23 protein-coding genes are annotated in these 25410 nt (G+C 70.9%); all 23 read right to left on the bottom strand.

The window, feature by feature from the left end; genetic code table 11:
• The coding region (locus D8M39_RS12645) for a primosomal protein N' (RefSeq protein ID WP_161971397.1) at positions 1–1999 on the bottom strand (1999 nt) is incomplete at its 3' end.
• Positions 1996–3201 (bottom strand): methionine adenosyltransferase, encoded by a 1206-nt coding sequence (gene metK, locus D8M39_RS10930; RefSeq protein ID WP_055084674.1) that lies wholly within the window; start codon positions 3199–3201, stop codon positions 1996–1998. The genes D8M39_RS12645 and metK, both read right to left, overlap by 4 nt.
• Before the next feature lie 23 nt (positions 3202–3224).
• Positions 3225–4577: a phosphopantothenate--cysteine ligase family flavoprotein gene (locus tag D8M39_RS10925; protein ID WP_126875002.1), complete on the bottom strand. Its 1353-nt coding sequence runs from the start codon at positions 4575–4577 to the stop codon at positions 3225–3227.
• Positions 4578–4627: 50 nt separating this feature from the next.
• Positions 4628–5101, bottom strand: coding sequence for a DNA-directed RNA polymerase subunit omega (gene rpoZ, locus D8M39_RS10920; RefSeq protein ID WP_055084672.1), 474 nt, complete (start codon positions 5099–5101; stop codon positions 4628–4630).
• An 82-nt stretch (positions 5102–5183) separates the two neighbouring features.
• Positions 5184–5759: a guanylate kinase gene (gmk, locus tag D8M39_RS10915; RefSeq protein ID WP_055084670.1), complete on the bottom strand. Its 576-nt coding sequence runs from the start codon at positions 5757–5759 to the stop codon at positions 5184–5186.
• A gap of 134 nt (positions 5760–5893) precedes the next feature.
• Positions 5894–6208 (bottom strand): integration host factor, actinobacterial type, encoded by a 315-nt coding sequence (mihF, locus tag D8M39_RS10910; protein WP_055084668.1) that lies wholly within the window; start codon positions 6206–6208, stop codon positions 5894–5896.
• A 174-nt stretch (positions 6209–6382) separates the two neighbouring features.
• Positions 6383–7321 carry an orotidine-5'-phosphate decarboxylase gene (gene pyrF / locus D8M39_RS10905; RefSeq protein WP_055084717.1) on the bottom strand — a complete coding sequence of 313 codons (939 nt, stop codon included), beginning with the start codon at positions 7319–7321 and terminating at the stop codon, positions 6383–6385.
• Between the two features lie 28 nt (positions 7322–7349).
• Positions 7350–10670, bottom strand: coding sequence for a carbamoyl-phosphate synthase large subunit (gene carB, locus D8M39_RS10900; protein WP_055084666.1), 3321 nt, complete (start codon positions 10668–10670; stop codon positions 7350–7352).
• Positions 10670–11854, bottom strand: coding sequence for a glutamine-hydrolyzing carbamoyl-phosphate synthase small subunit (gene carA, locus D8M39_RS10895; protein WP_126875001.1), 1185 nt, complete (start codon positions 11852–11854; stop codon positions 10670–10672). The genes carB and carA overlap by 1 nt, the downstream gene beginning before the upstream one ends.
• Before the next feature lie 90 nt (positions 11855–11944).
• A complete protein-coding gene (locus D8M39_RS10890; protein ID WP_055084662.1) occupies positions 11945–12439 on the bottom strand; it encodes a hypothetical protein in 495 nt (164 codons plus the stop codon).
• A 31-nt stretch (positions 12440–12470) separates the two neighbouring features.
• Positions 12471–13781, bottom strand: a complete 1311-nt coding sequence (locus tag D8M39_RS10885; RefSeq protein ID WP_055084660.1) for a dihydroorotase — start codon at positions 13779–13781, stop codon at positions 12471–12473.
• A gap of 9 nt (positions 13782–13790) precedes the next feature.
• A complete protein-coding gene (locus D8M39_RS10880) occupies positions 13791–14774 on the bottom strand; it encodes an aspartate carbamoyltransferase catalytic subunit (RefSeq protein WP_094393894.1) in 984 nt (327 codons plus the stop codon).
• The gene (gene pyrR / locus D8M39_RS10875) at positions 14771–15433 is read right to left on the bottom strand and encodes a bifunctional pyr operon transcriptional regulator/uracil phosphoribosyltransferase PyrR (protein ID WP_126875000.1); all 663 of its coding nucleotides are present in this window, start codon (positions 15431–15433) and stop codon (positions 14771–14773) included. The genes D8M39_RS10880 and pyrR overlap by 4 nt, the downstream gene beginning before the upstream one ends.
• 113 nt (positions 15434–15546) lie before the next feature.
• Positions 15547–15963: a transcription antitermination factor NusB gene (gene nusB / locus D8M39_RS10870; RefSeq protein ID WP_055084653.1), complete on the bottom strand. Its 417-nt coding sequence runs from the start codon at positions 15961–15963 to the stop codon at positions 15547–15549.
• Entirely contained in the window at positions 15960–16523 is a 564-nt protein-coding gene (gene efp, locus D8M39_RS10865; protein ID WP_055084651.1) for an elongation factor P, read from the bottom strand. Before efp ends, nusB begins: the two co-directional genes overlap by 4 nt.
• 119 nt (positions 16524–16642) lie before the next feature.
• Positions 16643–17728 (bottom strand): 3-dehydroquinate synthase, encoded by a 1086-nt coding sequence (aroB, locus tag D8M39_RS10860; RefSeq protein ID WP_126874999.1) that lies wholly within the window; start codon positions 17726–17728, stop codon positions 16643–16645.
• On the bottom strand, positions 17725–18291 hold the full coding sequence (locus D8M39_RS10855) for a shikimate kinase (RefSeq protein ID WP_126874998.1): 567 nt from the start codon (positions 18289–18291) through the stop codon (positions 17725–17727). The genes aroB and D8M39_RS10855 overlap by 4 nt, the downstream gene beginning before the upstream one ends.
• Complete coding sequence (aroC, locus tag D8M39_RS10850) at positions 18288–19538, bottom strand: chorismate synthase (RefSeq protein WP_126874997.1); 1251 nt, start codon at positions 19536–19538, stop codon at positions 18288–18290. The genes D8M39_RS10855 and aroC overlap by 4 nt, the downstream gene beginning before the upstream one ends.
• 136 nt (positions 19539–19674) lie before the next feature.
• Positions 19675–20589, bottom strand: a complete 915-nt coding sequence (locus tag D8M39_RS10845) for a shikimate dehydrogenase (protein ID WP_126874996.1) — start codon at positions 20587–20589, stop codon at positions 19675–19677.
• A gap of 1 nt (position 20590) precedes the next feature.
• Positions 20591–21802: an endolytic transglycosylase MltG gene (gene mltG / locus D8M39_RS10840; protein ID WP_055084643.1), complete on the bottom strand. Its 1212-nt coding sequence runs from the start codon at positions 21800–21802 to the stop codon at positions 20591–20593.
• Between the two features lie 96 nt (positions 21803–21898).
• Positions 21899–22390: a Holliday junction resolvase RuvX gene (ruvX, locus tag D8M39_RS10835; RefSeq protein ID WP_055084641.1), complete on the bottom strand. Its 492-nt coding sequence runs from the start codon at positions 22388–22390 to the stop codon at positions 21899–21901.
• On the bottom strand, positions 22390–25077 hold the full coding sequence (gene alaS, locus D8M39_RS10830; protein WP_055084639.1) for an alanine--tRNA ligase: 2688 nt from the start codon (positions 25075–25077) through the stop codon (positions 22390–22392). Before alaS ends, ruvX begins: the two co-directional genes overlap by 1 nt.
• Positions 25077–25410, bottom strand: a 334-nt coding sequence (locus D8M39_RS12640) for a hypothetical protein (protein WP_161971396.1), incomplete at its 5' end; no start/stop codon positions are given. The genes alaS and D8M39_RS12640, both read right to left, overlap by 1 nt.

Below are 25410 nucleotides of genomic sequence, written 5' to 3'. Positions count from 1 at the left end.
CCGCGCGGTCCTGGTCCGCCGTCACCACCACCGTGCCGCCCTCCGACGCCGCCCGCGCGAGCGCGGCCGCGTTGAACCACCGGCGCAGGGTCTGCTCCTCCGCACGCAGCCACGGCCGGGCGAGCATCTGGTTGCCGTCCAGCAGTAGCACCGCCGCGTAGCCGCCGTCCGCCACGGGCTCCGCGCCCGGCGTGGCCACCACAAGCGCCGGAGCGGACCCCACCCGGGACCGCACCGTGCGCTCGCTCGAGGAGATCACCGGCACCTGGGGGAAGGCGCGGCCCAGCTCCTCGGCAGTGCGCCCCGCGCCCACCGAACTCAGACGCACCCGCGCGAACCCGCACTCCGCGCACCGCCAGTCGTGGGCCTGGCGACCGCACCAGCTGCACACGGGCACCGCCTGCGCGGAGCTCAGCGCCAGGGGCCCGTTGCACGCGCGGCAGCGCGCGGGAGTGCGGCAGCGCTGGCACGCGAGCACCGGTGCGTAGCCCTTGCGGGCCACCTGCACGAGCACCGGGCCGCGCTCCAGCCCCGCGCGCGCCACCCGGAACGCCTCCTGCGGCAGCCGGGCCCGCGCCGCAAGCGGGTCCCGCTCACTGTTGAAGGAGTCCGACGTCGCCTCGATCCGCGGGGAGAACCGCCGCAGCACGGACCGGGGCGGAGCCACCCGCGCCGCCCAGCCCGTGGTCACGAGCCGCTGCGCCTCCGGGCTCACAGCGTGGCCGGTGAACAGACTCGCGAGCCCCTCGCGCTGCGCCCGCAACAGGAGCACGTCGCGCGTGTGCTGGTAGGGCGCGCGCTGCTCCACGAAGTTGACGTCCCCGTCGTCGTGGCAGCACACGAGAGCGAGGTCCTGCACCGGGGCGTAGGCCGCCGAACGGGTCCCCACGGCCAGCTTCTTGCGGCCCAGGGCGAGCTCGAGGAAGCCTCGGTAGCGCGGGGTCGGGCCGTCACCGGCGTGCAGCCGGACGACGGCGTCCTCCCCCACCAGCTCGTGGAGCGCCTTCTCGAGGCGGTCGAGGCCCTTGTGGTCCGCGACCACACCCACCGCGCCCCGGCCAGCGGCGTAGGCCGTGGCCATGGCGTGGGCCGTGAGGACCGCCCAGTCGTGGTCGGGGGCGGCGGGCATCACCTCGACGACGGCGCGCGCGGGCTCGCCCGCCGCCACCGCGGCGATGTACTCGGGGCCGCCCTTGTAGTGATCCCAGAGGGCTGGCGACGGCGCGTGGGCGGGTGAGGTGTGCGCAGGCGCCTCGTGGGCGGGAAGCGAGTCCGCCCGCAGCGGGTCACCAGATGACGCTTCGACAGGCAACGGGTCTGCCCGCGGAGGGGCGGCGGCATCGGTGGGGGCCGCCGATGAGGCAGCCTCGTGGGAAGGGTCTCCCGGTGCTTGACCGGTGGTTGAGGACGTGACCTCGCCGTCCTCGGACTGTTCCGCCGAGGAGAACTCCTTGTCCACCCGTGCGACCCGCGGGGCGATGGCCACCCGCAGCACGTCCGCGGCAGTTCCCGCACAGCGGTCCGCCACGGCCTGCGCGAGCTCCACGATCTCGGGCCGTGCAACGGGCAGGGGGCTGAGCACCCGACGCACGGGCAGCAGACGGTCCTCGGGGACGTCCGTGTGCGCCACCCGGTGCACGATCCACCCGGACATCTTGCGGCCCGAGAACAGCACGGACACCTTGGAGCCCACCACGGCCTGCGTGTCCAGCGCGGCGGTGACGCGGTAGTCGAAGAGCCGGTCCAGGTGGGGCACGTAGGCCTCCAGCAGCACCTGCGCCACGGGGTTCTCGGGGGCTGTGCCCTCGGAGCCCACCGCACGGCGGACAGGTGCCGCAGCAGCGTCGCGCCCGGTGCCCGCAGCAGGGGCCTTCGCCGGCCTCGCCACGGCCTGCGAAAGTCCCGCGAGGGTCAGCTGCTCTCCCGGCTCGTTGGCCCCGGCAGCAGCCGCCGGTGCGGACTCGGTCGGACCGGACCCCTGCTCGGGCTCCGGGGTCACAGACCCGCGGCGGAACGCAGCTCCTGGACGCGGTCCGTGCGCTCCCACGTGAAGTCCGGGTCGTTGCGGCCGAAGTGGCCGTGGGCGGCGGTCTTGGCGTAGATGGGGCGCTTCAGGTCGAGGTCCTCGATGATGGCCAGCGGGCGCAGGTCGAAGACCTCCGTGATGGCCTTCTCGATCCGCACGGGGTCCACGGTCTCGGTGCCGAAGGTCTCCACGTAAAGACCCACCGGGTGCGCCTGGCCGATCGCGTACGCCACCTGCACCTCGGCACGGCGCGCGAGGCCTGCCGCCACCACGTTCTTGGCCACCCAGCGCATCGCGTACGCGGCGGAGCGGTCCACCTTGGACGGATCCTTGCCAGAGAACGCGCCGCCGCCGTGACGGGACATGCCGCCGTAGGTGTCCACGATGATCTTGCGCCCGGTCAGCCCGGCGTCCCCCACGGGCCCGCCGCGCACGAAGTTCCCCGCGGGGTTCACGATGATCCGCGCGCCGGAGAGATCCAGTCCGGACTCCTCCAGCACCGGGTTCACCACGCTCGAGGTGATGTCGCTGGTGAGTTGCTCGAGGTCGTAGTTCTCCACGTGCTGGGAGGAGACCACCACGGTGTCCACGGACACCGGCGTGTGGCCGTCGTAGCCGAGGGTGACCTGGGTCTTGCCGTCCGGGCGCAGCCCCGGCAGCACGGCGGTCTTGCGCACGCGCGTGAGCTGCTCAGACAGGCGGTGCGCGAGCAGGATCGGCGCGGGCATCAGGGCGTTCGTCTCGTCCGAGGCGTAGCCGAACATGATGCCCTGGTCCCCGGCGCCCTGCGCGTCCCGTGGGTCCTTGGCGGTGCCCGTGCGCTCCTCCAGGGACGTGAAGACGCCCTCGTAGATCTCGTTGGACTGCTCCCCCACGCTGATGGACACGCCGCAGAACTCGCCGTCGAAGCCGTGGACCGAGGAGTTGTAACCGATGTCCAGCAGGGTCTTGCGCACGATGTGGGGAATGTCCACGTACGCGTCCGTCTTGACCTCGCCCGCCACGTGCACGAGGCCCGTGGTCACCATGGTCTCCACGGCCACCGAGGACTCCGGGTCCTCCGTGAGCAGGGCGTCCAGGATCGTGTCCGAGATCTGGTCGCAGATCTTGTCCGGGTGGCCCTCGGTCACGGACTCGGAGGTGAAGATTCTCAGGTGCTCACTCGATGCTGTCACGGAAGACCACACTACCTGCAGGCTCAGACGTGGAGTTCGGAGGCGATCCGGGCCACCACGAACCGTGCCACCTCGTCCTTCGTGCCGCGCGCACCGGACTCGTCCTCCGAGTGCGCCGAGAGGACCACAACCTCGGTGTCGTCCCGGCCGAAGACCTTGTCCGTGCCCACCTCGTTGAGCACGAGGAGGTCGCAGCCCTTGCGCCGCAGCTTGGCGCGGCCGAAGTCCAGGACGGAGCGCTCGGCGTCGCCCGTCTCCGCGGCGAAGCCCACCACGAGCTGCTCCCGGCCCTGCTCGTTGCGCAGCGTCACCAGCTCCCGCAGGATGTCCGGGTTGCGCACCAGGCGGATCACGGGGTCCGTGCCGTCCTCGGACTTCTTCATCTTGTGCTCGCCCACGGTGTCGGGGCGGTAGTCGGCCACGGCAGCGGCCATGACGACGACGTCGCAGCCTTCCGCCGCGGCCAGGCTCGCATCGCGCAGCTCCAGCGCCGAGGACACGCGGGTGACCCGGACGCCTTCGGGCAGCGGGGTCTCCACGTGCGCCGCGATCAGGTGCACGTTCGCACCGGCGTCGCGGGCGGCGCGGGCGATCGCGATCCCCTGCTTGCCGGACGAGCGGTTGCCGAGAAACCGCACGGGGTCCAGGGCCTCCCGCGTACCCCCGGCGGTGATGAGCACGCGCCGACCGGCCAGGGCGCGGGTGCCGGCCCCGGCGGCCTGGTCGGCCGCACCGTGAGCGACGGGTTGTCCGGTCCCCCGGGGCGGTTCGTCCAGGAGCGGTTCGTGCTGGTGCGATTCGTCCAGGCCGTGCCCCTCGGCGGTGTGGGCCGCGGGGGCAGACCCGGTGCGGTCAGCGACGAGCGCCAGGGCGGCATCGACAATCTCCCGGGGCTCCGGGAGCCGGCCGGGTCCGCTGTCCGCGCCCGTCAGACGACCCGAGGCCGGTTCCAGCACCGTGTGGCCGTGCTGGCGCAGCAGTTCCACGTTGCGCCGGGTGGCGGGGTTCTGCCACATCTCGGTGTGCATGGCCGGGGCCAGGAGCACGGGCGCAGCGGTTGCGAGCACCGTGGTGGTGAGCAGGTCGTCAGCGTGGCCGTGGGCGATGCGCGCCATCAGGTCAGCCGTGGCCGGCGCGATGACCACGAGGTCCGCCGCCTGACCTTGCGCCACGTGGTTGACGGTGTCCACGCGCTCAAACACGGAGTCCGTCACAGGCTCACCGGTCAGCGCCTCCCACGTGGGTGCGCCCACGAACTCCAGGGCGGAACGCGTGGGCATGGGCACGACGTGGTGGCCAGCCTCGGAGAGGAGGCGGGACACCAGGGCGGCCTTGTATGCGGCAATGCCCCCGCCCACACCAAGCACGATGCGCAACGAAGCGCTCGGGCCGGAGGGGACGGGGGCGGGGCCGGTGGAGTTCACCGTCACTGCTCGGTGGGCTCCGTGGAGTCCTCGGTGGCCTCCTCGGCCACGGTCTCCGTGACGGTCTCGGTGCCCTCGGGGTGCTGCTCCTCGGCAACCTGCACGCCGTCCGAGAAGACCGCCGCGCTGCCGGCATCCTCACCCTGGGCGAAGAAGTCCCCGGTGAACATCTCGGTGGCCGTGGGCTCGTCCGAGACCAGCTGGCCGTTGGGGGTGAAGCCTCCGTTGGTCACGTGGTCGGCCTCGATCAGGCCCTCGTCGATCTCGCGGAAGGCGATGGACAGGGGCTTCTCGTTGAGCTGGGTGTCCACGAGCGGGCCCACGTACTCGAACAGGCCCTCGTGCAGCTGCGAGTAGTACGCGTTGATCTGGCGGGCGCGACGCGCAGCGAAGATCACCAGGCCGTACTTGGAATCCGTCTTGTCGAGCAGCCGGTCCACGGGCGGGTCGACGATGCCTTCGTTGTTCATGCTCACGTGTGTCAGGACTCCTCTGAAGTGCAGGTGGATGTCTGTGCTGGCTCGGGGTGGACCGCGCAGGTCCCCGGACGCAACGGGCTCAGCGGCCCTGTTCGTCCGGCAGCCCCATGAGAGCCACGAGTTCGGCGGCGGCGCGCTCCACGGTGTCGTTGACCACCGTGTGGTCGAACTCCGAACGTGCCGCAAGTTCCAGTTTAGCCGTTTCCAGGCGTCGCTGCTGCTGCTCGGGGGTTTCGGTGCCCCGGCCCACGAGCCGCTGCACCATCTCCTCCCAGCTGGGCGGCGCCAGGAACACGAAGCGCGCGTCCGGAAGGCTCTGGCGGATGCTGCGCGCGCCCTGCAGGTCGATCTCCAGCAGCACGCTGCGTCCGGCGGCCAGCGCCTCTTCCACCTTGTGCCGCGGTGTGCCGTAGCGGTGCAGGTTGTGCACCACGGCCCACTCGAGCAGGTCGTGGTCCTCGATCATGCGGTCGAACTCGTCGTCGCTCACGAAGAAGTAGTGCACGCCCTCCACCTCTCCGGGCCGCGGGGCCCGGGTGGTCGCGGAGACCGAGAGCCACACCTGCGGGTAGTGGTCCCGGACGTAGGTGGAGACCGTCCCCTTTCCCACGGCCGTGGGGCCGGCCAGGACGGTCACGGTGGGCGACGGGGTCACGGAATACCTCCAGCGGAGCAGTGGTGGACGAGCGGTCGGCTCGTCCGCCACTGTACCAACCACCGGCCGCACCGACCCGGCGGGGTACCGTCAGGCGCGACGTCGCCCGCAGGCCAGTGCCGGGGCCGGGGGGCTCAGTGGTCGAGGTACTCCACGAGCGCGCGGCGTTGGTGCTGGCCCAGCCCGCGCACGCGGCGCGTGGGTGCGATCCCGATGTGCTCCATGATCGCCGCGGAGCGCACCTTCCCGATCCCGGGGGTTGCCTCCAGCAGCTCGGTGACCTTCAGTCGGCTGACGGCCTCGTCCGTCTCACTCCTGGTGAGGACGTCCGCGACGCTCAGCGAGCCGTCCCGCAGCCCCTTCTTGATCTCCGCCCTCGCGGTCCGTGCCGCGGTGGCCTTCTCCCGAGCGTGCGCGCGCTCTTCATCCGTCAGTGGCCGTAGTGCCATGCCCAGCTCTCCTCCTCGTGTGCCTTCACCCCCGGGTGCGCCCGTGTTGGGGGGTGGCGCACCGGGGTGGTCACCCTGAAAGTACCCGACGCGTTTGCCCCGGTAAACACGGTGAACGCCCCCTGACGTGGCCGGACGGCTCACGGTCAGGGGGCGTTCCCGAGGTTGGACGGGTCAGCGCAGGGCGGCGGAGAGCTCCTCGCTGGAGCGCCGGATCGCTTCCCGCAGGGCAGCCGCGTCCGGGCCGTGAGCGAGGATGCCGCGCGAGGAATTCGCGAGCACTGCCGGTCTGACGTGCTGGAACACTGCCGCGAGGTCACCCGCCCCCGCGCCCTGGGCGCCGTATCCCGGTGCCAGGATCGGCCCGTCGAGCGCGCTCAGGTCGATGTCCAGGCGCTCGAGCGCGTCCCCCACAGTGGCCCCCACGACCACGCCGCACGAGCCGAGAGCGCCCCTGACAGGCGACGTCACGATTTCGTCACGATTCGCGAGACCCGCCCGCGCGGCGTCGTGGGCTCCCACCTGGGACGACGCCGCCGCGTCGCCCCAGGTGCCGGGCCGCGCGCCATCGTGCGCCACGACGTCGCGTGCGGGCGCGTTCTCGTGAGCCACCGCGTCGAGCACGGCCCCCGCCACGGAGCTGGTGCCGCCCACGTGCTGGACCGCCGCGCCCTCCGGGTTGGAGGTCAGCGCCAGCACGAACGTGCCACGGCCAGTCTGCCGCGCGAGGTCCAGGGCAGGGCGCAAGGACTCGAACCCGAGGTAGGGGCTGAGCGTCACGGCGTCGGCGGCCAGGGGCGAGTCGTCGGCGAGCCACGCCTGGGCGTAGGCCGCCATCGTGGAGCCGATGTCCCCGCGCTTGGCGTCCGCGATGCTGAGCACTCCTGCCTCACGGGACTCCCGTAGCACTCGTTCGAGCACCGCAAAACCCGCCGAGCCGTAGGCCTCGAACAGCGCGACCTGCGGCTTGACCGCGGCGGCCAGACCCGCGGCGGCCTCCACCACGCTCAGCGCGAAGCGCTCCAGTCCCGAGACCGTGCGGGGCAGAGCCCACGCGTCCAGCAGGGCCGGGTGCGGGTCGATCCCCACACAGAGGGGACCGGTCGCGCCCATGGCCGCCGCGAGGCGGGCGCCGAAGGGCTCACGCACCCGTCCGCTCCCCCGCCACCTGGCTGCGCAGGTTCTCCTCGTGCTCCTGCAGGGAGGTCACGGACCACGAGTACTGCCGCTGCGCCGTGATTGCCTGCAGTGCGGCACCGAGCTCCGAGACCGTCGTCATGGTCGGCACGCCCACGGACGTGGCCGCGGCGCGGATCTGGTAGCCGTCTCCGCGCGCCGCCTGGCCACCTGAGGGGGTGTTGAAGATCAGGTCGATCTCTCCCGCCGTGATCAGGTCCGCCACCGTGGGGCCGTCCTCGTCCGTGTCCGCGATCTTGGCCACCACACGGGACTCGATGCCGTTGCGACGGAGCACCTGCGCGGTACCGCCCGTGGAGACGATCTCGAAGCCGAGGTCCGCAAACATCTTGACGGGGATCACCGCCGAGCGCTTGTCCTTGTTGGCCACCGAGACAAACAGCCGGCCCGCGGTGGGCAGGGGGCCGCCGGCCGCGGCCTGGGCCTTGGCGAACGCGGTGTCGAAGTACTTGTCGATGCCCATGACCTCGCCCGTGGAGCGCATCTCCGGGCCGAGCAGCGAGTCCACGACCGCACCCTCGGGGGTGCGGAAGCGGGCGAACGGGAGCACGACCTCCTTCACTGCGGTCGGTGTGTTTTCCGGCAGGGTGGTGCCGTCGTAGTCTGCCGGCAGCACGCCGTCGGCCCGCAGCTGTGCCACCGTGCGCCCGGTGCCGATCAGCGCTGCGGCCTTGGCCATCTGGACCCCCGTGGCCTTCGAGACGAACGGGACCGTGCGGGAGGCACGGGGGTTCGCTTCGATCACGTAGAGCACGTCCGAGGCCAGCGCGAACTGCAGGTTGATGAGACCCCTCACACCCACACCGCGGGCAATCGCCCCGGTGGCCTCGCGCACGCGGGCGATCACGTCGGGGCCGAGGGTGATCGGGGGCAGCACGCACGCGGAGTCACCGGAGTGGATCCCGGCCTCCTCGATGTGCTCCATGATCCCGCCCACGTAGCAGTCCCGGCCGTCGTAGAGGGCGTCCACGTCGATCTCGATCGCGTCCTCGAGGAACTTGTCGATCAGGGCGGGGCGGCTCGGGCTGATCTCCGTGGCGTTGTCCAGGTAGGTCTTCAGGGAGGCCTCGTCGTAGACGATCTCCATGCCCCGGCCACCCAGCACATACGAGGGGCGCACGAGCACGGGATAACCGATCTCGTGGGCGATCCGCCGCGCCTCGGCGAAGTCGTAGGCCGTGCCGTTCTTGGGCTGGCGCAGTCCGGCCTCGGTGAGCACGCGGGCGAACTCCCCGCGGTCCTCGGCGAGGTCGATCGCCTCAGGAGTCGTGCCCAGGATGGGCACACCCGCGGCCTTGAGGTCCGCGGCGAGCTTGAGCGGGGTCTGCCCGCCGAGCTGCACGAACACGCCCAGCAGCCCGCCCGAGCGGCGCTCGGCCTCCACGACCTCCATGACGTCCTCGAACGTCAGCGGCTCGAAGTACAGGCGCGTGGAGACGTCGTAGTCCGTGGACACGGTCTCCGGGTTGCAGTTGAGCATCACCGTCTCGTAACCGGCCTCGCGCAGCACCATGGAGGCGTGCACGCACGAGTAGTCGAACTCGATGCCCTGCCCGATCCGGTTGGGCCCGGAGCCCAGGATCATCACCGAGGGCTTCTCGTGCGGGGCGACCTCCGACTCCTCGTCGTAGCTCGAGTAGTGGTACGGGGTGAACGCCTCGAACTCCGCGGCGCACGTGTCCACGGTCTTGTAGACGGGGCGGATGTCAAGGGCGTGGCGCACCCCGCGCACCACGGACTCCTCCAGGTGCACGAGCTCGCCGATCTGCGCGTCCGAGAAGCCGTGCCGCTTGGCCTCTCGCAGGGTGGCGGGGTGCAGGTCCGGGTCCTGGCGGATCAGCTCGGCGGTCTCGTTGAGCAGCTGGACCTGGTCCAGGAACCACGGGTCGATCGCGGTGGCCTCGAAGACCTGCTCCACGGTGGCACCAGCCAGCAGCGCACGCTGCACGTTGCGCAGCCGCTGCGTGGTGGTCTCCCGGGTCTTCTCGACCAGGCGCGCCACCGTGTTGGGCCCGGGCTCCACGGCGGGCCTGGCGAAGCTGAAGGACGAGCCCTTCTGCTCCAGCGAGCGCATGGCCTTCTGCAGGGCCTCCGTGAAGTTGCGCCCGATGGCCATGGCCTCGCCCACTGACTTCATGGTGGTGGTCAGCGTGGGGTCCGCCGCGGGGAACTTCTCGAACGCGAAGCGCGGGACCTTCACCACCACGTAGTCCAGCGTCGGCTCGAAGCTCGCCGGTGTCTTCTGCGTGATGTCGTTGGGGATCTCGTCCAGTGTGTAGCCCAGGGAGAGCTTCGTGGCGATCTTGGCGATCGGGAAGCCCGTAGCCTTGGACGCCAGCGCCGAGGAGCGGGAGACGCGGGGGTTCATCTCGATCACCACGATGCGCCCGGTGTCGGGCTCCACCGCGAACTGGATGTTGCACCCACCGGTGTCCACGCCCACCTCGCGGATCACGGCGATCGCGATGTCGCGCATCCGCTGGTACTCGCGGTCGGTCAGGGTCAGGGCGGGGGCCACGGTGATGGAGTCGCCGGTGTGCACTCCCACGGGGTCCACGTTCTCGATCGAGCACACGACCACCACGTTGTCGTTGGCGTCGCGCATCATCTCGAGCTCGTACTCCTTCCAGCCCAGGATGGACTCCTCCAGGAGCACCTCCGAGGTGGGCGAGTACTGGATGCCGGCGCCGGCGATGCGGTGCAGGTCAGTCTCGTTGTACGCGAGCCCGGAGCCGAGCCCGCCCATGGTGAAGGAGGGCCGCACGACCATGGGGTAGCCCAGCTTCTCCGCGGCCGAGAGCGCCTCGTCCATGGAGTGGACGATGACCGAGCGGGCGGACTCGGCGCCGCAGCGCTCGACGACGCCCTTGAAGGCCTCGCGGTCCTCACCGAGGTTGATGGCGGCGACGTCCGCGCCGATCAGCTCGACGTCGTACTTCTCGAGCGCTCCGTTGGCGTCCAGTGCGAGCGCGGTGTTCAGCGCGGTCTGACCACCCAGGGTGGGCAGCACGGCGTCCGGGCGCTCCTTGGCGATGATCTTCTCGACCGTCTCCGGGGTGATGGGCTCCACGTAGGTGGCGTCCGCGAACTCCGGGTCGGTCATGATGGTGGCCGGGTTGGAGTTGACCAGGATCACGCGCAGCCCCTCGTCCTTCAGGACGCGCAGGGCCTGGGTGCCGGAGTAGTCGAACTCCGCGGCCTGGCCGATCACGATGGGCCCGGAGCCGATCACCAGGACGCTGTTGAGGTCTTGCCTGCGGGGCATCAGTTGTCTCCTGCTTCCGGATCGGAGCCCTGGCCGGCCCGGTCCATCACGTCGATAAAGCGGTCGAAGAGGTAGGCGGAGTCGTGGGGACCGGCCGCGGCCTCGGGGTGGTACTGCACCGAGAACGCGGGGATGTCCTCGCAGCGCAGGCCTTCCACCACGTTGTCGTTGAGCCCCACGTGGGACACGGCCACCCGGCCGTAGCGGGACTCGGGGGCGGTCACGGTCTCGCCCACTGGGGCGTCCACGGCGAAGCCGTGGTTCTGGGAGGTGATCTCCACCGTGCCCGTGGCGAGGTCCATCACGGGTTGGTTGATGCCGCGGTGGCCGAAGGTCAGTTTGTACGTGCCGAAGCCGAGCGCACGACCCAGCAGCTGGTTGCCGAAGCAGATTCCGAAGAACGGGATGCGGGCGTCGAGCACCCGTTGCAGCAGGGCCACCTGCTCGTCGGCGGTCGCCGGGTCACCGGGACCGTTGGAGAAGAACACACCATCCGGGTCCAGCTCGCGGAGCTGCTCGAAGGTCACGTCCGCGGGCACCACGTGCACGCGCACCCCGCGCTCGGCGATTCGCTGCGGCGTCATGGACTTGATGCCGAGGTCCACGGCGACGACGTCGTGGCGCACCGGGGCGTCCCAGCCGTGCTCGGAGGGCTCCACCACATAGGCCTCGTCCACGCTCACGTGCTCCGCGAGCGAGCGTCCCGCCATGGCTGGCTGTTCGGTCACCTGCTGCACGAGCTGCGCGGTGGGCTGCTCGGCGGCCTCCCCGGAGAAGATGCCGGCGCGCATCGCACCCTTGTTGCGCAGGTGGCGGGTCAGGGCGCGGGTGTCCACGCCCTGGATCCCGGTGATGCCCTGCTCGGCGAGCTCCTCGTCCAGGCTGCGCTCGCTGCGCCAGTTGGAGGGGCGGCGGGCGGGGTCACGGACCACGAAGCCGTTCACCCAGATCCTGTGGGACTCCATGTCCTGCAGGTTCACGCCCGTGTTGCCGATGTGCGGCGCGGTCTGGATCACGATCTGCCCCGCGTAGGAGGGGTCCGTGAGCGTCTCTTGGTAGCCGGTCATCCCGGTGGCGAAGACCGCCTCGCCGAATGCCGTGCCGGGGGCGCCCCAGGCTCGGCCACGGAAGACCGTACCGTCCTCGAGGACCATGACGGCCGGTTCGATGCGTGGTGAGTTCATGGTGAACTCCTTTCGTTGAGCATGCTGGGAGGCTCCTTTGCGGTGCCGTCCCGGGATCAGGTTCTCGGGGTGTCTTCTCGGGTTCTGTGCTCAGGCGTCCAGCAGGGCCGACGCCGCGTCCTCCAGTTCGCGGGAGCCCTCACCGGTGCGGGCGCGGAAGCCGGTGTCCACACGGGTGTCCCCCAGGTCCCACGTGAGCACCACGAGTCCGCCGCGCTCCACGAACTTGCCGACCATCCCGGAGGCGGTCGACACAGCGCGCAGGTGCTCCCGGGGGATGAAGACGTCCGGGGCGCCCTGGCGGTTGAGGAACACGCCGTCGGGTGCCACCACGGCCTCCGCGGTGGTGCGCACGCCGAGGCCGTGGCTCGCGATCCGCTCCAGCGGCTGGGAGGCGTAGGTGGTGACCACGTACATCCCGTCCACCCGGGCCGTGGCGCGCTGCATCAGGTCCCGCGGGGCCTGCGCCACGGGAGGCAGCCCCGACTGGCGTCGCACCCGACCCCGCCAGCCCCACCAGAGCAGGGCGAAGAGCACCACCACGATGAGGATGGTGAGCAGGGTGGGGACGAGCTTGTCCGACATCGAGACAGAACCTTTCGTGAACGCGCGGGGATCAGCGGGCCAGGGGGGTGGTCAGTTCCCCGTCCAGGACAACGGGGTGGCCGCGGTAGAACGTGGCGCGCACAGCCCCCGGCAGGTTCATCCCCCGGTAGGGGCTGTTGCGGCCCTTGGACACGTGGCTCGCGGGGTCCACCGTCGTGGAGCCCTCCGGGTTCCACAGCACGATGTTCGCCGGCGCGCCGGGCTCCAGCTTCTGCCCCTGGTCGGAGAGCCCGAGGATCTCGGCCGGACGGTGGGACATGATCTGCGCCACCCGCTCCCAGCCCATGAGTCCGGTGTCCACGAGGGTCTGCTGCACCACGGCCAGAGCGGTTTCCAGCCCGGTCATCCCGTGGGCCGCGCAGCTCCACTCGCACTCCTTGTCCTCTGCGGAGTGCGGCGCGTGGTCGGTGCCGACCACATCGATCACGCCCTCGGCGACGGCGCGGCGCAGGGCCTGGACGTCCTCGTCCGTGCGCAGCGGGGGGTTGACCTTGTAGACGGGGTCGAAGGTTCGCACGAGCTCGTCCGTGAGCAGCAGGTGATGGGGGGTCACCTCGGCGGTGACGACCACTCCGCGCTCCTTGGCCCAGCGCACGATCTCCACCGAGCCAGCGGTCGAGACGTGGCACACGTGCAGGCGGGAGTCCACGTGCTGCGTCAGCAGCACGTCCCGGGCGATGATCGCCTCCTCGGCCACCGCGGGCCAGCCCGTGAGGCCGAGGTCCGCGGACACGGTGCCCTCGTTCATCTGCGCGTCCTGCGTCAGGCGCGGCTCCTGGGCGTGCTGCGCGATGATGCCACCGAAGGACTTCACGTACTCCAGCGCCCGGCGCATCAGGAGGGGGTCGTGCACGCACTTGCCGTCGTCGGAGAACATCCGCACGCCCGCGCGGGACTCGGCCATGGCGCGCAGCTCCGAGAGCTGCGTGCCCTCGAGGCCCACGGTGACCGCGCCCACCGGGTGGACGTCCGCCCAGCCCGCGTCGCGGCCCAGGCGCCAGACCTGCTCCACCACGCCAGCAGTGTCCGCCACGGGGTGGGAGTTGGCCATTGCGAAGACGGCGGTGAACCCACCCTTCGCCGCGGCACGGGTGCCGGTCTCCACGGTCTCGGCGTCCTCGTGGCCTGGTTCACGCAGGTGGGTGTGCATGTCCACGAGACCGGGCAGTGCGACGGCGCCCGCGGCGTCGACGGTCTCGGTCCCCTCGGGCGCCTCCAGGGTTCCGGGGGCGCCCACGGACGCAATGACGCCGTCCGTGACGAGGATGTCCGCCGGCTCACCGCCCTCGGGGCGGGCACTGCTGATCAGGTAGGAGCTCATGGGACCGCCTCAGTTCTCGCTCGGGTAGGGGGTGCTCTCGTCTCCGGAGAGCAGCTGGAAGAGCACGGCCATGCGCACGGAGACGCCGTTGGACACCTGTTCCAGCACGGTGGAGCGCTCCGAGTCTGCGGCCTCGGAGGAGATCTCCAGGCCGCGGTTCATTGGACCGGGGTGCATGAACACCGTGGGCGCGCCGAGGGCCTCGAGACGCTGCACCCGCTGGGAGGTCAGCCCCCAGCCCCGGGTGTACTCGGCCTCGCTCGGGAAGAACGCCGCGTTCATCCGCTCACGCTGCAGCCGCAGCATCATCACGGCGTCCGGAGCCTCCGCCAGCACGGCGTCGAGGTCGTAGGAGACCTCGCACGGCCAGTCGTCCATGGCCACGGGCAGCAGCGTGGGCGGGGCCACGAGCGTGACCCGGGCGCCCAGGGCCGTGAGCAGCCACACGTTGGAGCGGGCTACCCGCGAGTGCAGCACGTCACCCACGACCACCACATGCATACCGTCCAGGTCCATGCCCGTCGTGGGCGTGCCCGTGCGGCGGGAGCGCACCTGGCGCAGCGTCATCGCGTCCAGCAGCGCCTGCGTGGGGTGTGCGTGCTTGCCGTCCCCCGCGTTGACGACGGCGGCGTCGATCCACCCGGAGTCCGCGAGCTGCTGCGGCGCGCCGGAGGACGCGTGGCGGATCACCACGGCGTCCGCGCTCATGGCCATCAGGGTCTGGGCGGTGTCCTTCAGGGACTCGCCCTTGGACACGGACGAGCCCTTCGCGGAGAAGTTGATCACGTCCGCGCTCAGCCTCTTGGCCGCCGTCTCGAACGAGATCCTCGTACGCGTGGAGTCCTCGAAGAACAGGTTCACCACGGTGCGCCCGCGCAGCGCGGGCAGCTTCTTGACGGAGCGGGAGGACACGGCGGCCATCTGGTCCGCGGTGTCCAGGATCTGGACGGCCTCCCCGTAGGAGAGCTCGGCAGTGGAGAGCAGGTGCCTCATCGGCTCGTCCCCTCCCCCGCGGCCTCGGCGTCCCTGGCGACGTCCGGGTCCGAGGCCACCGGCGCGTCGATCACCACGCAGTCCTCGTGGCCCTCAGCGCGCGTGTCCGGGTCCGTCTCGCGCAGCAGCACCCGCACCTTCTCCTGAGAGGAGGTCGGCAGATTCTTGCCCACGTGGTCCGCGCGGATCGGCAGCTCGCGGTGCCCGCGGTCCACCAGGACGGCCAGCCGTACGGCCCGGGGCCGACCCACGTCCACGAGGGCGTCGAGCGCAGCGCGGATGGTGCGCCCGGAGCACAGGACGTCGTCCACGAGCACCACGGTGCACCCGTCGATCCCGGAATCTGGGATCAGCGTGGGCTGCGGGGTGCGGGCGGGGTGGCGGCGCAGGTCGTCGCGGTACATGGTGATGTCCAGCTGCCCCGTGGCGGCGCGGGCCGTGAAGTCGGGGTCGATCTGCTCGAGCCTGGCCGCGAGGCGCTGGGCCAGCGGGAAGCCGCGACGGGCGATCCCCAGCAGCGCGAGGTTCTCCGAGCCCTTGTTGGACTCCAGGATCTCGTGGGCGATCCGGGACAGGGCCCGGTCGATGTCGGATGTCGAGAGGATCACTCGGGAGACTGTGCTCCCCGGTGCCTGCTCGGCGTGTTCGGGCACGCTCACGTGCCGCCTCCTTCCCCGCCTCACCGGACGGAATTTAAAGGGTGCGATCTGTCTTTGAAGCTACCACACGGAAAAACCCCGGCCCGTGGGGTCCACGAACCGGGGTCACGGTCTCAGTCGTCCAGCAGGGACGGCTTGACCTTCTGCAGACGGCCCAGCAGGCCGTTGACGAAACGGGGCGAGTCGTCAGTGGACAGCTCCCGCGCCACGGCCACCGCCTCCGCCACGGCCACGCCGTCCGGGACGTCGTCGTTGTAGAGAAGCTCCCACGCGCCCACGCGCAGGGCGTTGCGGTCCACTGCGGGCATCCGCGAGAGCTCCCAGCCCTGCGAGTAGGTCTGCAGGAACTCGTCGATGTCCTCGCGGCGCCCGTCCACGCCCTCGAGGATCTCCACGGTGTAGGGCTGGATGGGCGAGGTCGAGTTCTCCCGCCGGCGCACCAGGGCGTCGCGGACCGACTCGTCACGTTGTTCGGCCTCGAAGAGGATCTCGACGGCGCGGACCCGGGCCTTGCTGCGTGCCCCGCTCACTCGTTGACGCGTCCCAGGTAGTCGCCGGTGCGGGTGTCCACCTTGACCTTGGTGCCCTGCTCGAGGAACAGGGGGACCTGGATCTGGTAGCCGGTCTCCACGGTGGCGGGCTTCGTGCCGCCCGTGGAGCGGTCACCCTGCAGGCCGGGCTCGGTGTAGGTGATCTCCAGGACCACCGAGGGCGGCATCTCGATGTACAGCGGCGCGCCCTCGTGGATGGCCACGGTCACGTTCTGGTTCTCGAGCATGAAGTTCGCCGCGTCCCCCACCACGACACCCGGGACAGTGATCTGGTCGTACGTGGAGTTGTCCATGAACACGTAGTCCTCACCGTCCTGGTAGAGGTACTGGTACTCGCTGCGGTCCACCGTGGCGGTCTCGATCTTGGCACCCGCGTTGAACGTCTTGTCCACCACCTTGCCGCTCGTCACGTTGCGCAGCTTGGTGCGCACGAACGCGCCCCCCTTGCCGGGCTTGACGTGCTGGAACTCGATGGTCTGCCAGAGGTTGCCGTCGAGTTTGAGGATGGTGCCGTTCTTGATGTCGTTGCTGGTTGCCACGGTGTCACTTTCTCGTCGGGAACGTCTGCGGGCGGGATCGGCTCGTGGAGCCGCACCAGTCTACCGCGTGGCCGGGCCCGTCCGCCCGGTGGCCACGGCACGGGCCGGCGTGGCGGGTCTCAGTCCGCGATCTCCTGGTAGCACGCGAAAAGGATCGCGGGGTCCGGAACCTCCATGATGCGCGGTGCGGCAATGCGGTCCAGGACCACGAAGCGCAGCAGGTTGCCCCGCGTCTTCTTGTCGCGCTTCATGACCTCCAGCAGCCGCGGCCACTGGTCCGCACGGTAGCTCACGGGCAGCCCCAGGGAGGTGAGGATCTCGCGGTGACGGGCCACGACGTTGTCGTCCAGGGTTCCTGCCGCGCGCCCCAGTTCCGCCGCGAAGACCATGCCCACCGAGACTGCAGCACCGTGGCGCCACTGGTAGCGCTCGTTGTGCTCGATCGCGTGGCCCAGGGTGTGGCCGTAGTTCAGGTACTCACGCCGCCCGGACTCCTTCAGGTCCGAGGAGACGACCTCCGCCTTGACCCGTACACTGCGCTCCACCAGTTCCCGGACCACGTCCGACTGGCTGTCGCGCACCTGCTCGGGGTTCTCCTGGATCAGCTGCAGGATCTGCGGATCGGCGATGAAACCGCACTTGACCACCTCGGCCATCCCGGTCAGCAGCTCGTTCTCGGGCAGCGTGGCCAGGGAGTCGAGGTCGCACACGACCGCGGCTGGCGGGTGGAAGGAGCCCACCAGGTTCTTGCCCTCCGCGGTGTTGATCCCGGTCTTTCCGCCCACGGCGGCATCCACCATGCCCAGCAGAGTGGTGGGAAGGTGGACCACCCGCACCCCGCGCAGCCACGTGGCGGCCACGAAACCAGCGAGGTCGGACACGGCCCCGCCGCCCACGGAGACCACGGCGTCCGTGCGCGTGAAGTCGGACTGGCCCATGATCTGCCAGCAGAAGGCCGCCACCTCCACGCGCTTGCCCTCCTCCGCGTCCGGGATCTCCGCGACGAAGCTCTGGATGCCCGCCTGCCCGAGGTCCTCCTGCACCACGTCCCCGGTGGTTCGCAGGGCGCGCGGGTGGATGATGAGGACCTTCTTGACGCGCTCACCCAGCAGCTGGGGCACGCGGCCCAGCAGGCCGTGGCCCACCAGGACGTCGTACTGGTTCTCGGGGGTCTCCCCGCGGACGGGGATCACGGTCTCGGTCATGCGGTGTGCTCCTTCCCGCGTGCGGTGAGCACGGAGGTCTGCGGCTCGCCGAGTGCGGCGTAGAGGTCGTGGGCGATCTGCGCGACGCTGCGGGGCGCGCGGCCGTCCAGGCGGATGGTGGCGAGCCGCTCGAAGGTCTCCCGGCGCTCGTCCAGGATCTGGCTCCATCGGACCTCGGGGTCCGGCTGCAGCATGGGCCGGGTGGTGTTGCCGCGGATCCGGGGTCGCACGGTGTCCAGGTCCACCTCCAGGTACGCGACCGTGCGGCCGCTGAGCAGCGGCTGCACGAGCGGGGACATGGGTGCTCCCCCGCCCAGGGAGATCACGCACTCCCGGTTCTGCGGGTCGTCGAGGGCCTCGGCCACGACTTCGGCCTCGACCCGGCGGAACTCCGCCTCCCCTCGCGCGCGGAACAGCTCCGGGATGGGTCCGTGGCGGGACACGATCAACCTGTCCGTGTCCACGTGGCGCAGTCCGTAGTGCGATGCCATGTGACGGGCCACGTGGGACTTGCCGGCAGCCATGGGCCCGATCAGCACCACGGGCAGGGGTGCGTGCCTCACGAGAGGTCCCCGCGCACCTCGTCCAGGGCCGCCAGCGCGGCGGGATCGGCAAGTTCCGGGGAGGTGCGCAGCTGGGCTGGGATCGCGGCCAGGTAGGCGTTCCTGTTCCGGACGACCTCCGCCACGGAGTCCCCGCCGAACTTCTCGAGCACGGCCTCGGCGAGCACGAGGGCCACCATGGCCTCGGCGACGACGCCCGCGGCCGGCACCGCGCACACGTCAGAGCGCTGGTGGTGGGCCCGTGCGGGCTCACCCGTGGCGACGTCCACCGTGTGCAGGGAGCGCGGCACGGTGGCGATCGGCTTCATGGCCGCACGCACGCGCAGCAGGTCCCCGATGGACATGCCGCCCTCGATGCCGCCGGCGCGGTTGGACACGCGGTGCACTGCACCCTCCTCGGGCAGCGTCTCGTCGTGCGCCTGGGATCCGGGGCGCGCGGCCGTGCGGAAGCCGTCCCCGACCTCCACGCCCTTGATGGCCTGGATGCCCATGAGCGCGGCAGCGAGCCTGGCGTCGAGACGGCGGTCCCAGTGGACGTAGGAGCCGAGTCCCGGGGGCAGCCCCTCGGCGAGTACCTCCACGACGCCGCCCAGGGTCTCCCCCGCCTTGTGGGCCTCGTCCACGGCGGCCACCATGGCCTGGGAGGTCGCGGCGTCGAAGCAGCGCAGCGGGTCCGCGTCGAGCGCGGCGACGTCGTCCGGGCCGGGCAGCGGGGCGTCGTCGGGCACGGCGACGTCGGCGATGGCGGTGGTGTGCGCGACCAGGCGGATCCCCAGGGCCGCCAGGATCTGCGCAGCGACCACCCCGAGGGCCACGCGCGTGGCGGTCTCGCGCGCGGAGGCGCGCTCGAGCACCGGACGGGCCTCGTCGAAGCCGTACTTCTGCATGCCCGTGAGGTCCGCGTGGCCAGGACGCGGGCGGGTCAGCGGCGCGTTGCGGGCGCGCCCGGCGAGCACCTTAGAGTCCACGGGGTCGGAGCTCATGACATCCTGCCACTTGGGCCACTCCGTGTTGGCGATCTCGATGGCCACCGGCCCGCCCTGGGTGATCCCGTGGCGCACCCCGCCCAGGATCCGCACGCGGTCCTGCTCGAACTTCATGCGCGCGCCCCGGCCGTAGCCGAGCCGGCGCCGGGCCAGTGCGTCCTGGATCATCCCCGTGGTCAGTTCCACCCCGGCGGGGACGCCCTCGATGATTCCCACAAGTGCTTCACCGTGGGACTCTCCGGCCGTGAGCCAACGCAACATCCAACACTCCAGTTCTCAAGTTTTCGCGAGTCGTCTGCGCCGGGACCCGTGCGGTCCCGGTGTCGTGCGTGCCCTCCCGCGGCTCCGCGGCCCGGACGACACCTGCCACCCACGGTACGGGGCCGCGGCGGGCGGGTCAGCGCGGGAGCCGCGTGGTCTGCGCCTGCCGGACGCGCGCCGGGACGACACGCTCCGGGCGCTCCACCGCCCGGCACATGGCTGCGGTGACCTCGTTCTCGCGGGGCAGCGCGCGGGACGAGTCCCCCTGCGTGAACCAGCGCAGCTGGTCCACCGCCTGGAAGATGAGCATATCGACCCCGGGGGCAATGGCGCCGCCCGCGTCCTGCCACGCGGCCGCCAGGGCCGAGGGCCACGGGTCGTAGGCGACGTCGAGCAGCACACCGGACACCCGCGGGTGCTCCTCGCGCCAGCCCCGGGCCAGCTCGTCCGCGCCGCGGGGCGGGAGGGTGGCAACCACGACGTCCGCGCCGTGCAGAGCGGCACCCGCCTGCTCCCACGGCAGCACACGGATGCTCGTGCCCAGGGCCTCGGCCACCGCGGTCAGGGACTCGGCCCGCTGAGCCGTGCGCACCGCCACGTCCACGCAGTCCGCGCCTAGCCCGTGCAGGGCCGCCACCGCGGCACTCGCGGTGGCACCCCCGCCCAGGACGACGGCGCGCGGCGAGGCGGGGATCTCCCCCGCGGCGCCGAGGGCCGCCATGATGCCCATGACGTCCGTGTTGTCCGCGGCCACGCTCCCGTCCTGAGCGAACGTGAGCGTGTTGGCCACCCCGAGGGCACGGGTGAGAGGAGTCACACGCTCCGCGTCCCGAGCCGCGAAGGGCTTCAGGGGCATCGTGACGGAGAACCCCCGCCAGTGCCCCGACGCACGGGCCCCGGCCCAGAACTCGTCCCACTGCTGCTCGGGGACGTCGTGACGGACGTAGTCCGCGTCCAGACCCAGTACCTCGAACGCCGCGGAGTGCAGCGCTGGTGAGAGCGAGTGGTCCACGGGGTGCCCGAGGACCGCTGCGTGGAGCGTCGCCGTCATCTCAGGAACACTTGCCGTCGTTGTCGGAGCACCACTTCTGGTACTCCTCCACGTACCTCTGGTGCTCCTCGTAGGTCTTGGCGAACTTGGTCTCGCCGGTGTCGAGGTTCACGGTCACCCAGTAGTAGTAGTCGTTCTTCTCGGGCTTTGCCGCCGCGGCGATGGCCTCGTCGCTCGGAGAACCGATGGGCCCCACGGGCAGGCCCGGGTTGGCGTACGTGTTGTACGGGTTGGACTTGTCCCGCTTCTCCTCGTCCGTGAGGTGCACGGTCTTCTTTCCCAGACCGTACGTCACGGAGGCGTCCGACTGGATGAAACCGCTCGTCTCGCCGTCCGGGTTGTTGATCCGGTTCTCGATCGCGCCGGCCACGGCCGGGTAGATCTTGGGTGTGCCCTCGAACTCCACGATGGACCCGATGGTCAGCACGTCGAACCACTTGTCCTCGGCGACGTCGTTGTCCTTCAACGTCTGCTTGGTGCGGTCGACCATCTCCTGGATGATCTGCTCAGCCGTGGCGTCCAGCGGGAAGCGGTACTCGCCGGGGTGCAGCCAGCCCTCGAGGTTGGGGAACTTGTCCGGGACACCGAACTTCGCCTTCTCGGTGGAGAGCTTCTCGAACTCGGACTTGTCGAGGCCGGTGGCCTCGCTGAGCGTGGTGAATGTGTCATCCATGCGCTGGGTCTTCGCGATGGCCGCGTAGTGCGAAGCCTCGTCGCGCTCCATGAGGGCGCTGACGACGTCGTCCGCGGGCATGTGGGTCTTGAGCTCGTACGTGCCCGGCTGGATGAAGTCCTCCGGGTAGCGGTCCTGGAACTTCTCGACGAAGTACGAGGCGTTCGCCACGATTTCCTGCGACTGCAGATCCTGGGCGATCTGGCCCGTGGTGCTGCCATCCGCGACGGAGAAGCTGACGTCCTGGTCGCCCGAGCCGTGGTAGTCCTTGCGCTCGAACAGCCCGAAGGCGGATCCCAGCACGGCCACGACCACGACCAGCGCTGCGACGAACAGGGCGACGGCGGTCGCGAGGGACGCGCGCGACCGCACCTTGCGACGCTTGCGCTGCTCCGGGGTCACGTCGTGGTGCTCGAACGAGCCCGCCAGGTTCGACGTGGCATCCCGGTCCGAGGCCGATGAAGAGTTCCGCACGTCGCCGTGGGACCCGTGGTCGGGCGTCCCGTCTCCGGTGCCGTTGCCCCGCGGCTCATCGCTCACGAATTGTCTCCGTCCGCCGTTCTGGTGGTGTGGTGTGGTCTCTCGTTTTCCCCCCCGGGCCTGCTGCGGCCCGGGCAGACACGATACCGCTCGTACTCAGCCCTGGACCGGGTCCCCGGGCTCGGCCCCGGTGCGCAGCCCCTGCTCGACGGCCGACTGCAGGAACGTCACGGCCGCGGCCTGGTCGACCTTGTCCATGTGGTGCCGCCGCGAGATCCCGGAGTCCCACAGCGCCCGGTGCCCGGCCACCGTGGACAGCCGCTCGTCCACCAGGCGCACCGCGGTGGTGCACCCCCGTGAGCCTAGCCGACGAACGAGCGCTGCGGCGTAATCGCGCGCCATCTGGGTCGAGCGGTTCTCCGCGCCGTCCAGACTCAGCGGCAACCCCACGTAGACGGTGACCACGTCCCGCTCCTCGCACAGCCGTGTGATGATCTTCACGTCGAAGGCCTTGCGGGGGTTCGTGTCGCGCTTCAGGGTCTGGTGCGGCGTGGCCAGGACGCAGTCCGGGTCGGTCAGGGCTATGCCCACCCTGACCTGGCCCACGTCCACGCCCATGCGCACGCCGCGCTCGAAGCCCTCCGGCATCAGCCCGCGGTGGCCAGGATCTGGGCGCGGATCGCCTCGAGCGCCTCGAAGACCTTTGAGGGGTTCGAGCCGCCACCCTGGGCGACGTCGGGCTTGCCGCCCCCGCCACCGCCGAGCGTGGTCGCAGCCGTGCGCACGAGCTGCCCCGCCGCGAGACCGGCGTCCCGGGCGGCGTCGTTGACGGCCACGACGACGAGCGGACGGCCGTTGGCCACGCCCGTCACCGCGGCAGCCGCGGCCTCCGAGCCCAGCCGGGTCCGCAGGTCCAGCGCGAGGCTGCGCAGGGCGTCCGCCGAGGCGATCTCCCCGGCGTCGTGGAGCACGGCCGTGACGCGTCCCACCCGCTCGGCTTCCTGTGCCAGCTGCCCGGCCTTCGCCTGCAGCTGCTGCTGGCGCAGGGCGCTCAGCTGCCGCTCGGTCTCCTTGAGCTTCTCCAGCGTGGCCGAGAGCCGCTCGGGCAGCTCCGCACTGGACTGCACCTTGAGCATCCCGGTGAGCTGGTTGACGAGGGTGCGCTCCGCGGCCAGGTGGTTGAACGAGTTCAGGCCCACGAGCGCCTCGACGCGGCGGTTGCCCGAGCCCACGGACTGCTCCGAGACCAGGGACAGCGAGCCGAGCTGGGAGGTCGAGCCCACGTGCGTGCCTCCGCACAGCTCACGGGACCACGGGCCGTTCATCTCGACCACGCGCACCTGCTCCCCGTACTTCTCGCCGAACAGGGACATCGCGCCCATCTTCTTGGCCTCGGCCAGGGGCATCTCCCGGGTGACGACCTCGAAGTCGTCGCGGATGGCCGTGTTCGCGATCTGCTCGATCTCCTGCAGCTGGGACGCCGTGACGGCCTCCCCGTGGGAGAAGTCGAAGCGCAGGTAGCCCTCCTTGTTGAAGGAGCCGCGCTGCACCGCGTCGGGCCCGAGGACGTCGTGCAGCGCCGCGTGCACTACGTGCGTGCCGGAGTGGGCGGCCTCGCCGTCGTGACGGCGCCGGGAGTCCACGCGCGCGGTAACCTCGTCCCCCACGACCACCTGGCCCTCGGAGACCTTCACCCGGTGCACCGACAGACCCTTGACCGGCTGCTGCACGTCCTCGACGGTCAGCTTCAGCCCGTCCGAGTTCTCGATGACGCCCACGTCCGCGGCCTGGCCACCGGCCTCGGCGTAGAACGGGGTGCGTTCGAGCACCACCTCCACGCTCTCACCCTGGCTGGCCGCCGGCACGGAGACCCCGTCCGACAGGATGGCACGCACCGTGGTGGGGGTCACGAGCTCTGTGTAGCCCGTGAACTCGCTGCCGTGCTCGTCGAGCATCCGCCGCAGCTCGGAGAGGTCCGCGAGCGCACCCTTCTTGGCGCGGGCGTCCTCCTGGGCCCGGTGGCGCTGCTCGGCCATGAGCTCGCGGAACGCGGTCTCGTCCACGCTCACCCCGGCCTCGCCGGCCATCTCGAGGGTGAGGTCGATCGGGAAGCCGAACGTGTCGTGCAGGGCGAACGCGTCCGCGCCGCTGAGAGCGCGCTTCTCGCCCTTCGCCACGGCCACGGCGCTCTCGAGGCGCGTGGTGCCGGACTCGATGGTCTTCAGGAACGCGCGCTCCTCGGCGTACGCGATCCGCGAGATCCGCTCGAAGTCCTCCGCGACCACCGGGTAGACGCCCTTCATGGCGTCCCGGGACTCGGGCAGCAGCACCGGCAGGCAGGGGTCCGTGACGCCCAGCAGGCGCATGGCGCGCACCGCGCGGCGCAGCAGCCGGCGCAGGATGTAGCCGCGGCCCTCGTTGCCCGGGGTCACGCCGTCCGCGATGAGCATGAGGGAGGAACGGACGTGGTCGGCGACCACGCGCATGCGGACGTCGTCCTCGTAGCCCTCCTCCCCCGGCTTCTCGGAGCCGCGGTACGCGTGCCCGGAGAGCTTCGCCGCGGCGTCGAGCACGGGGCGGACCTGGTCCGTCTCGTAGAAGTTCTCCACACCCTGCAGCAGCATGGCCAGGCGCTCCACGCCCAGGCCGGTGTCGATGTTCTTCTTGGGCAGCTCGCCCAGGATCTCGTAGTCCTTGCCGTTGCCCTCGCCGCGCTGGTACTGCATGAACACGAGGTTCCAGATCTCGATGTAGCGGTCGTCGTCCACCGCCGGGCCGCCGTCCTTGCCGTAGCGCGGACCGCGGTCATAGAAGATCTCCGAGTCCGGGCCGGCGGGGCCGGGCTGGCCCGTGTCCCAGTAGTTCTCGTCCCGGCCCATGCGCTGGATCCGCTGGGCGGGCAGCCCCACGGTGTCGTGCCACAGGTCGTAGGACTCCTGGTCCCCCTCGTACACCGTGACCCACAGCCGTTCAGGGTCCAGGCCGAATCCGCCGTCCGCGACGGAGGAGGTCAGCAGCTCCCAGGCCATGGGGATCGCCTGGGACTTGAAGTAGTCGCCGAAGGAGAAGTTGCCGGCCATCTGGAAGAACGTGCCGTGGCGGGCGGTCTTGCCCACCTCGTCGATGTCCAGGGTGCGGATGCACTTCTGCACGGACGTGGCCCGCGAGTAGGGCGGGGTCTCCTGACCCAGGAAGTACGGGATGAAGGGCACCATCCCGGCGATGGTGAACATGGCCCCGGACTGCTGCGACACGAGGGACGCCGAGGGGACCACGTGGTGCCCCTTGGCCTCGAAGTAGCTCAGCCAGCGCTGGGTGATCTCATGAGAGAGCATTACCGCTCGTTTCCTTCCGAAGGGTCATGGTCGATGATCCGGTGCCCGGTGTCCCCGGGGCCGGTTGCGAGATGGGGGTCGGCCGCGGGACGGGGGTCGACGGCGTGCCACGGCACCCCCGCGGGTGCCACGGCGTCGTCGCCGGAATGGTTCGCGGTGTGGTCAACGGGTGAGCGCACCCCGAACTGCTCCCGCAGCTCGCTCTCGCGCTCGTCCATGCCGGCGCGCACGCGGGCCGTGAACAGCCGCAGCCGGCGGGCACCGCCGCGCAGCAGGGCCACGGGGCCCGACTCGGGGCGGCGTTCGACGTCGCCCGCGGTCCTGGCCGCAAGG

The organism is Kocuria sp. HSID17590, from assembly GCF_003989485.1.
Classification (GTDB): Bacteria; Actinomycetota; Actinomycetes; order Actinomycetales; family Micrococcaceae; genus Kocuria; species Kocuria salsicia.
This window is presented reverse-complemented; position numbering and strand designations above follow the sequence as displayed.

Bases quoted from the DNA above. Each gene is read 5' to 3' on its own strand.
- D8M39_RS10890 (WP_055084662.1), bottom strand. From the start codon at position 12,439: ATGTCGGACAAGCTCGTCCCCACCCTGCTCACCATCCTCATCGTGGTG.
- pyrF (WP_055084717.1), bottom strand. From the start codon at position 7,321: ATGGGCGCGACCGGTCCCCTCTGTGTGGGGATCGACCCGCACCCGGCC.
- ruvX (WP_055084641.1), bottom strand. From the start codon at position 22,390: ATGCCGGAGGGCTTCGAGCGCGGCGTGCGCATGGGCGTGGACGTGGGC.
- alaS (WP_055084639.1), bottom strand. From the start codon at position 25,077: ATGCTCTCTCATGAGATCACCCAGCGCTGGCTGAGCTACTTCGAGGCC.
- D8M39_RS10885 (WP_055084660.1), bottom strand. From the start codon at position 13,781: ATGAGCTCCTACCTGATCAGCAGTGCCCGCCCCGAGGGCGGTGAGCCG.
- carB (WP_055084666.1), bottom strand. From the start codon at position 10,670: ATGCCCCGCAGGCAAGACCTCAACAGCGTCCTGGTGATCGGCTCCGGG.
- aroB (WP_126874999.1), bottom strand. From the start codon at position 17,728: ATGACCGAGACCGTGATCCCCGTCCGCGGGGAGACCCCCGAGAACCAG.
- D8M39_RS10880 (WP_094393894.1), bottom strand. From the start codon at position 14,774: ATGAGGCACCTGCTCTCCACTGCCGAGCTCTCCTACGGGGAGGCCGTC.
- carA (WP_126875001.1), bottom strand. From the start codon at position 11,854: ATGAACTCACCACGCATCGAACCGGCCGTCATGGTCCTCGAGGACGGT.
- aroC (WP_126874997.1), bottom strand. From the start codon at position 19,538: ATGTTGCGTTGGCTCACGGCCGGAGAGTCCCACGGTGAAGCACTTGTG.
- mihF (WP_055084668.1), bottom strand. From the start codon at position 6,208: ATGGCACTACGGCCACTGACGGATGAAGAGCGCGCGCACGCTCGGGAG.
- D8M39_RS10845 (WP_126874996.1), bottom strand. From the start codon at position 20,589: ATGACGGCGACGCTCCACGCAGCGGTCCTCGGGCACCCCGTGGACCAC.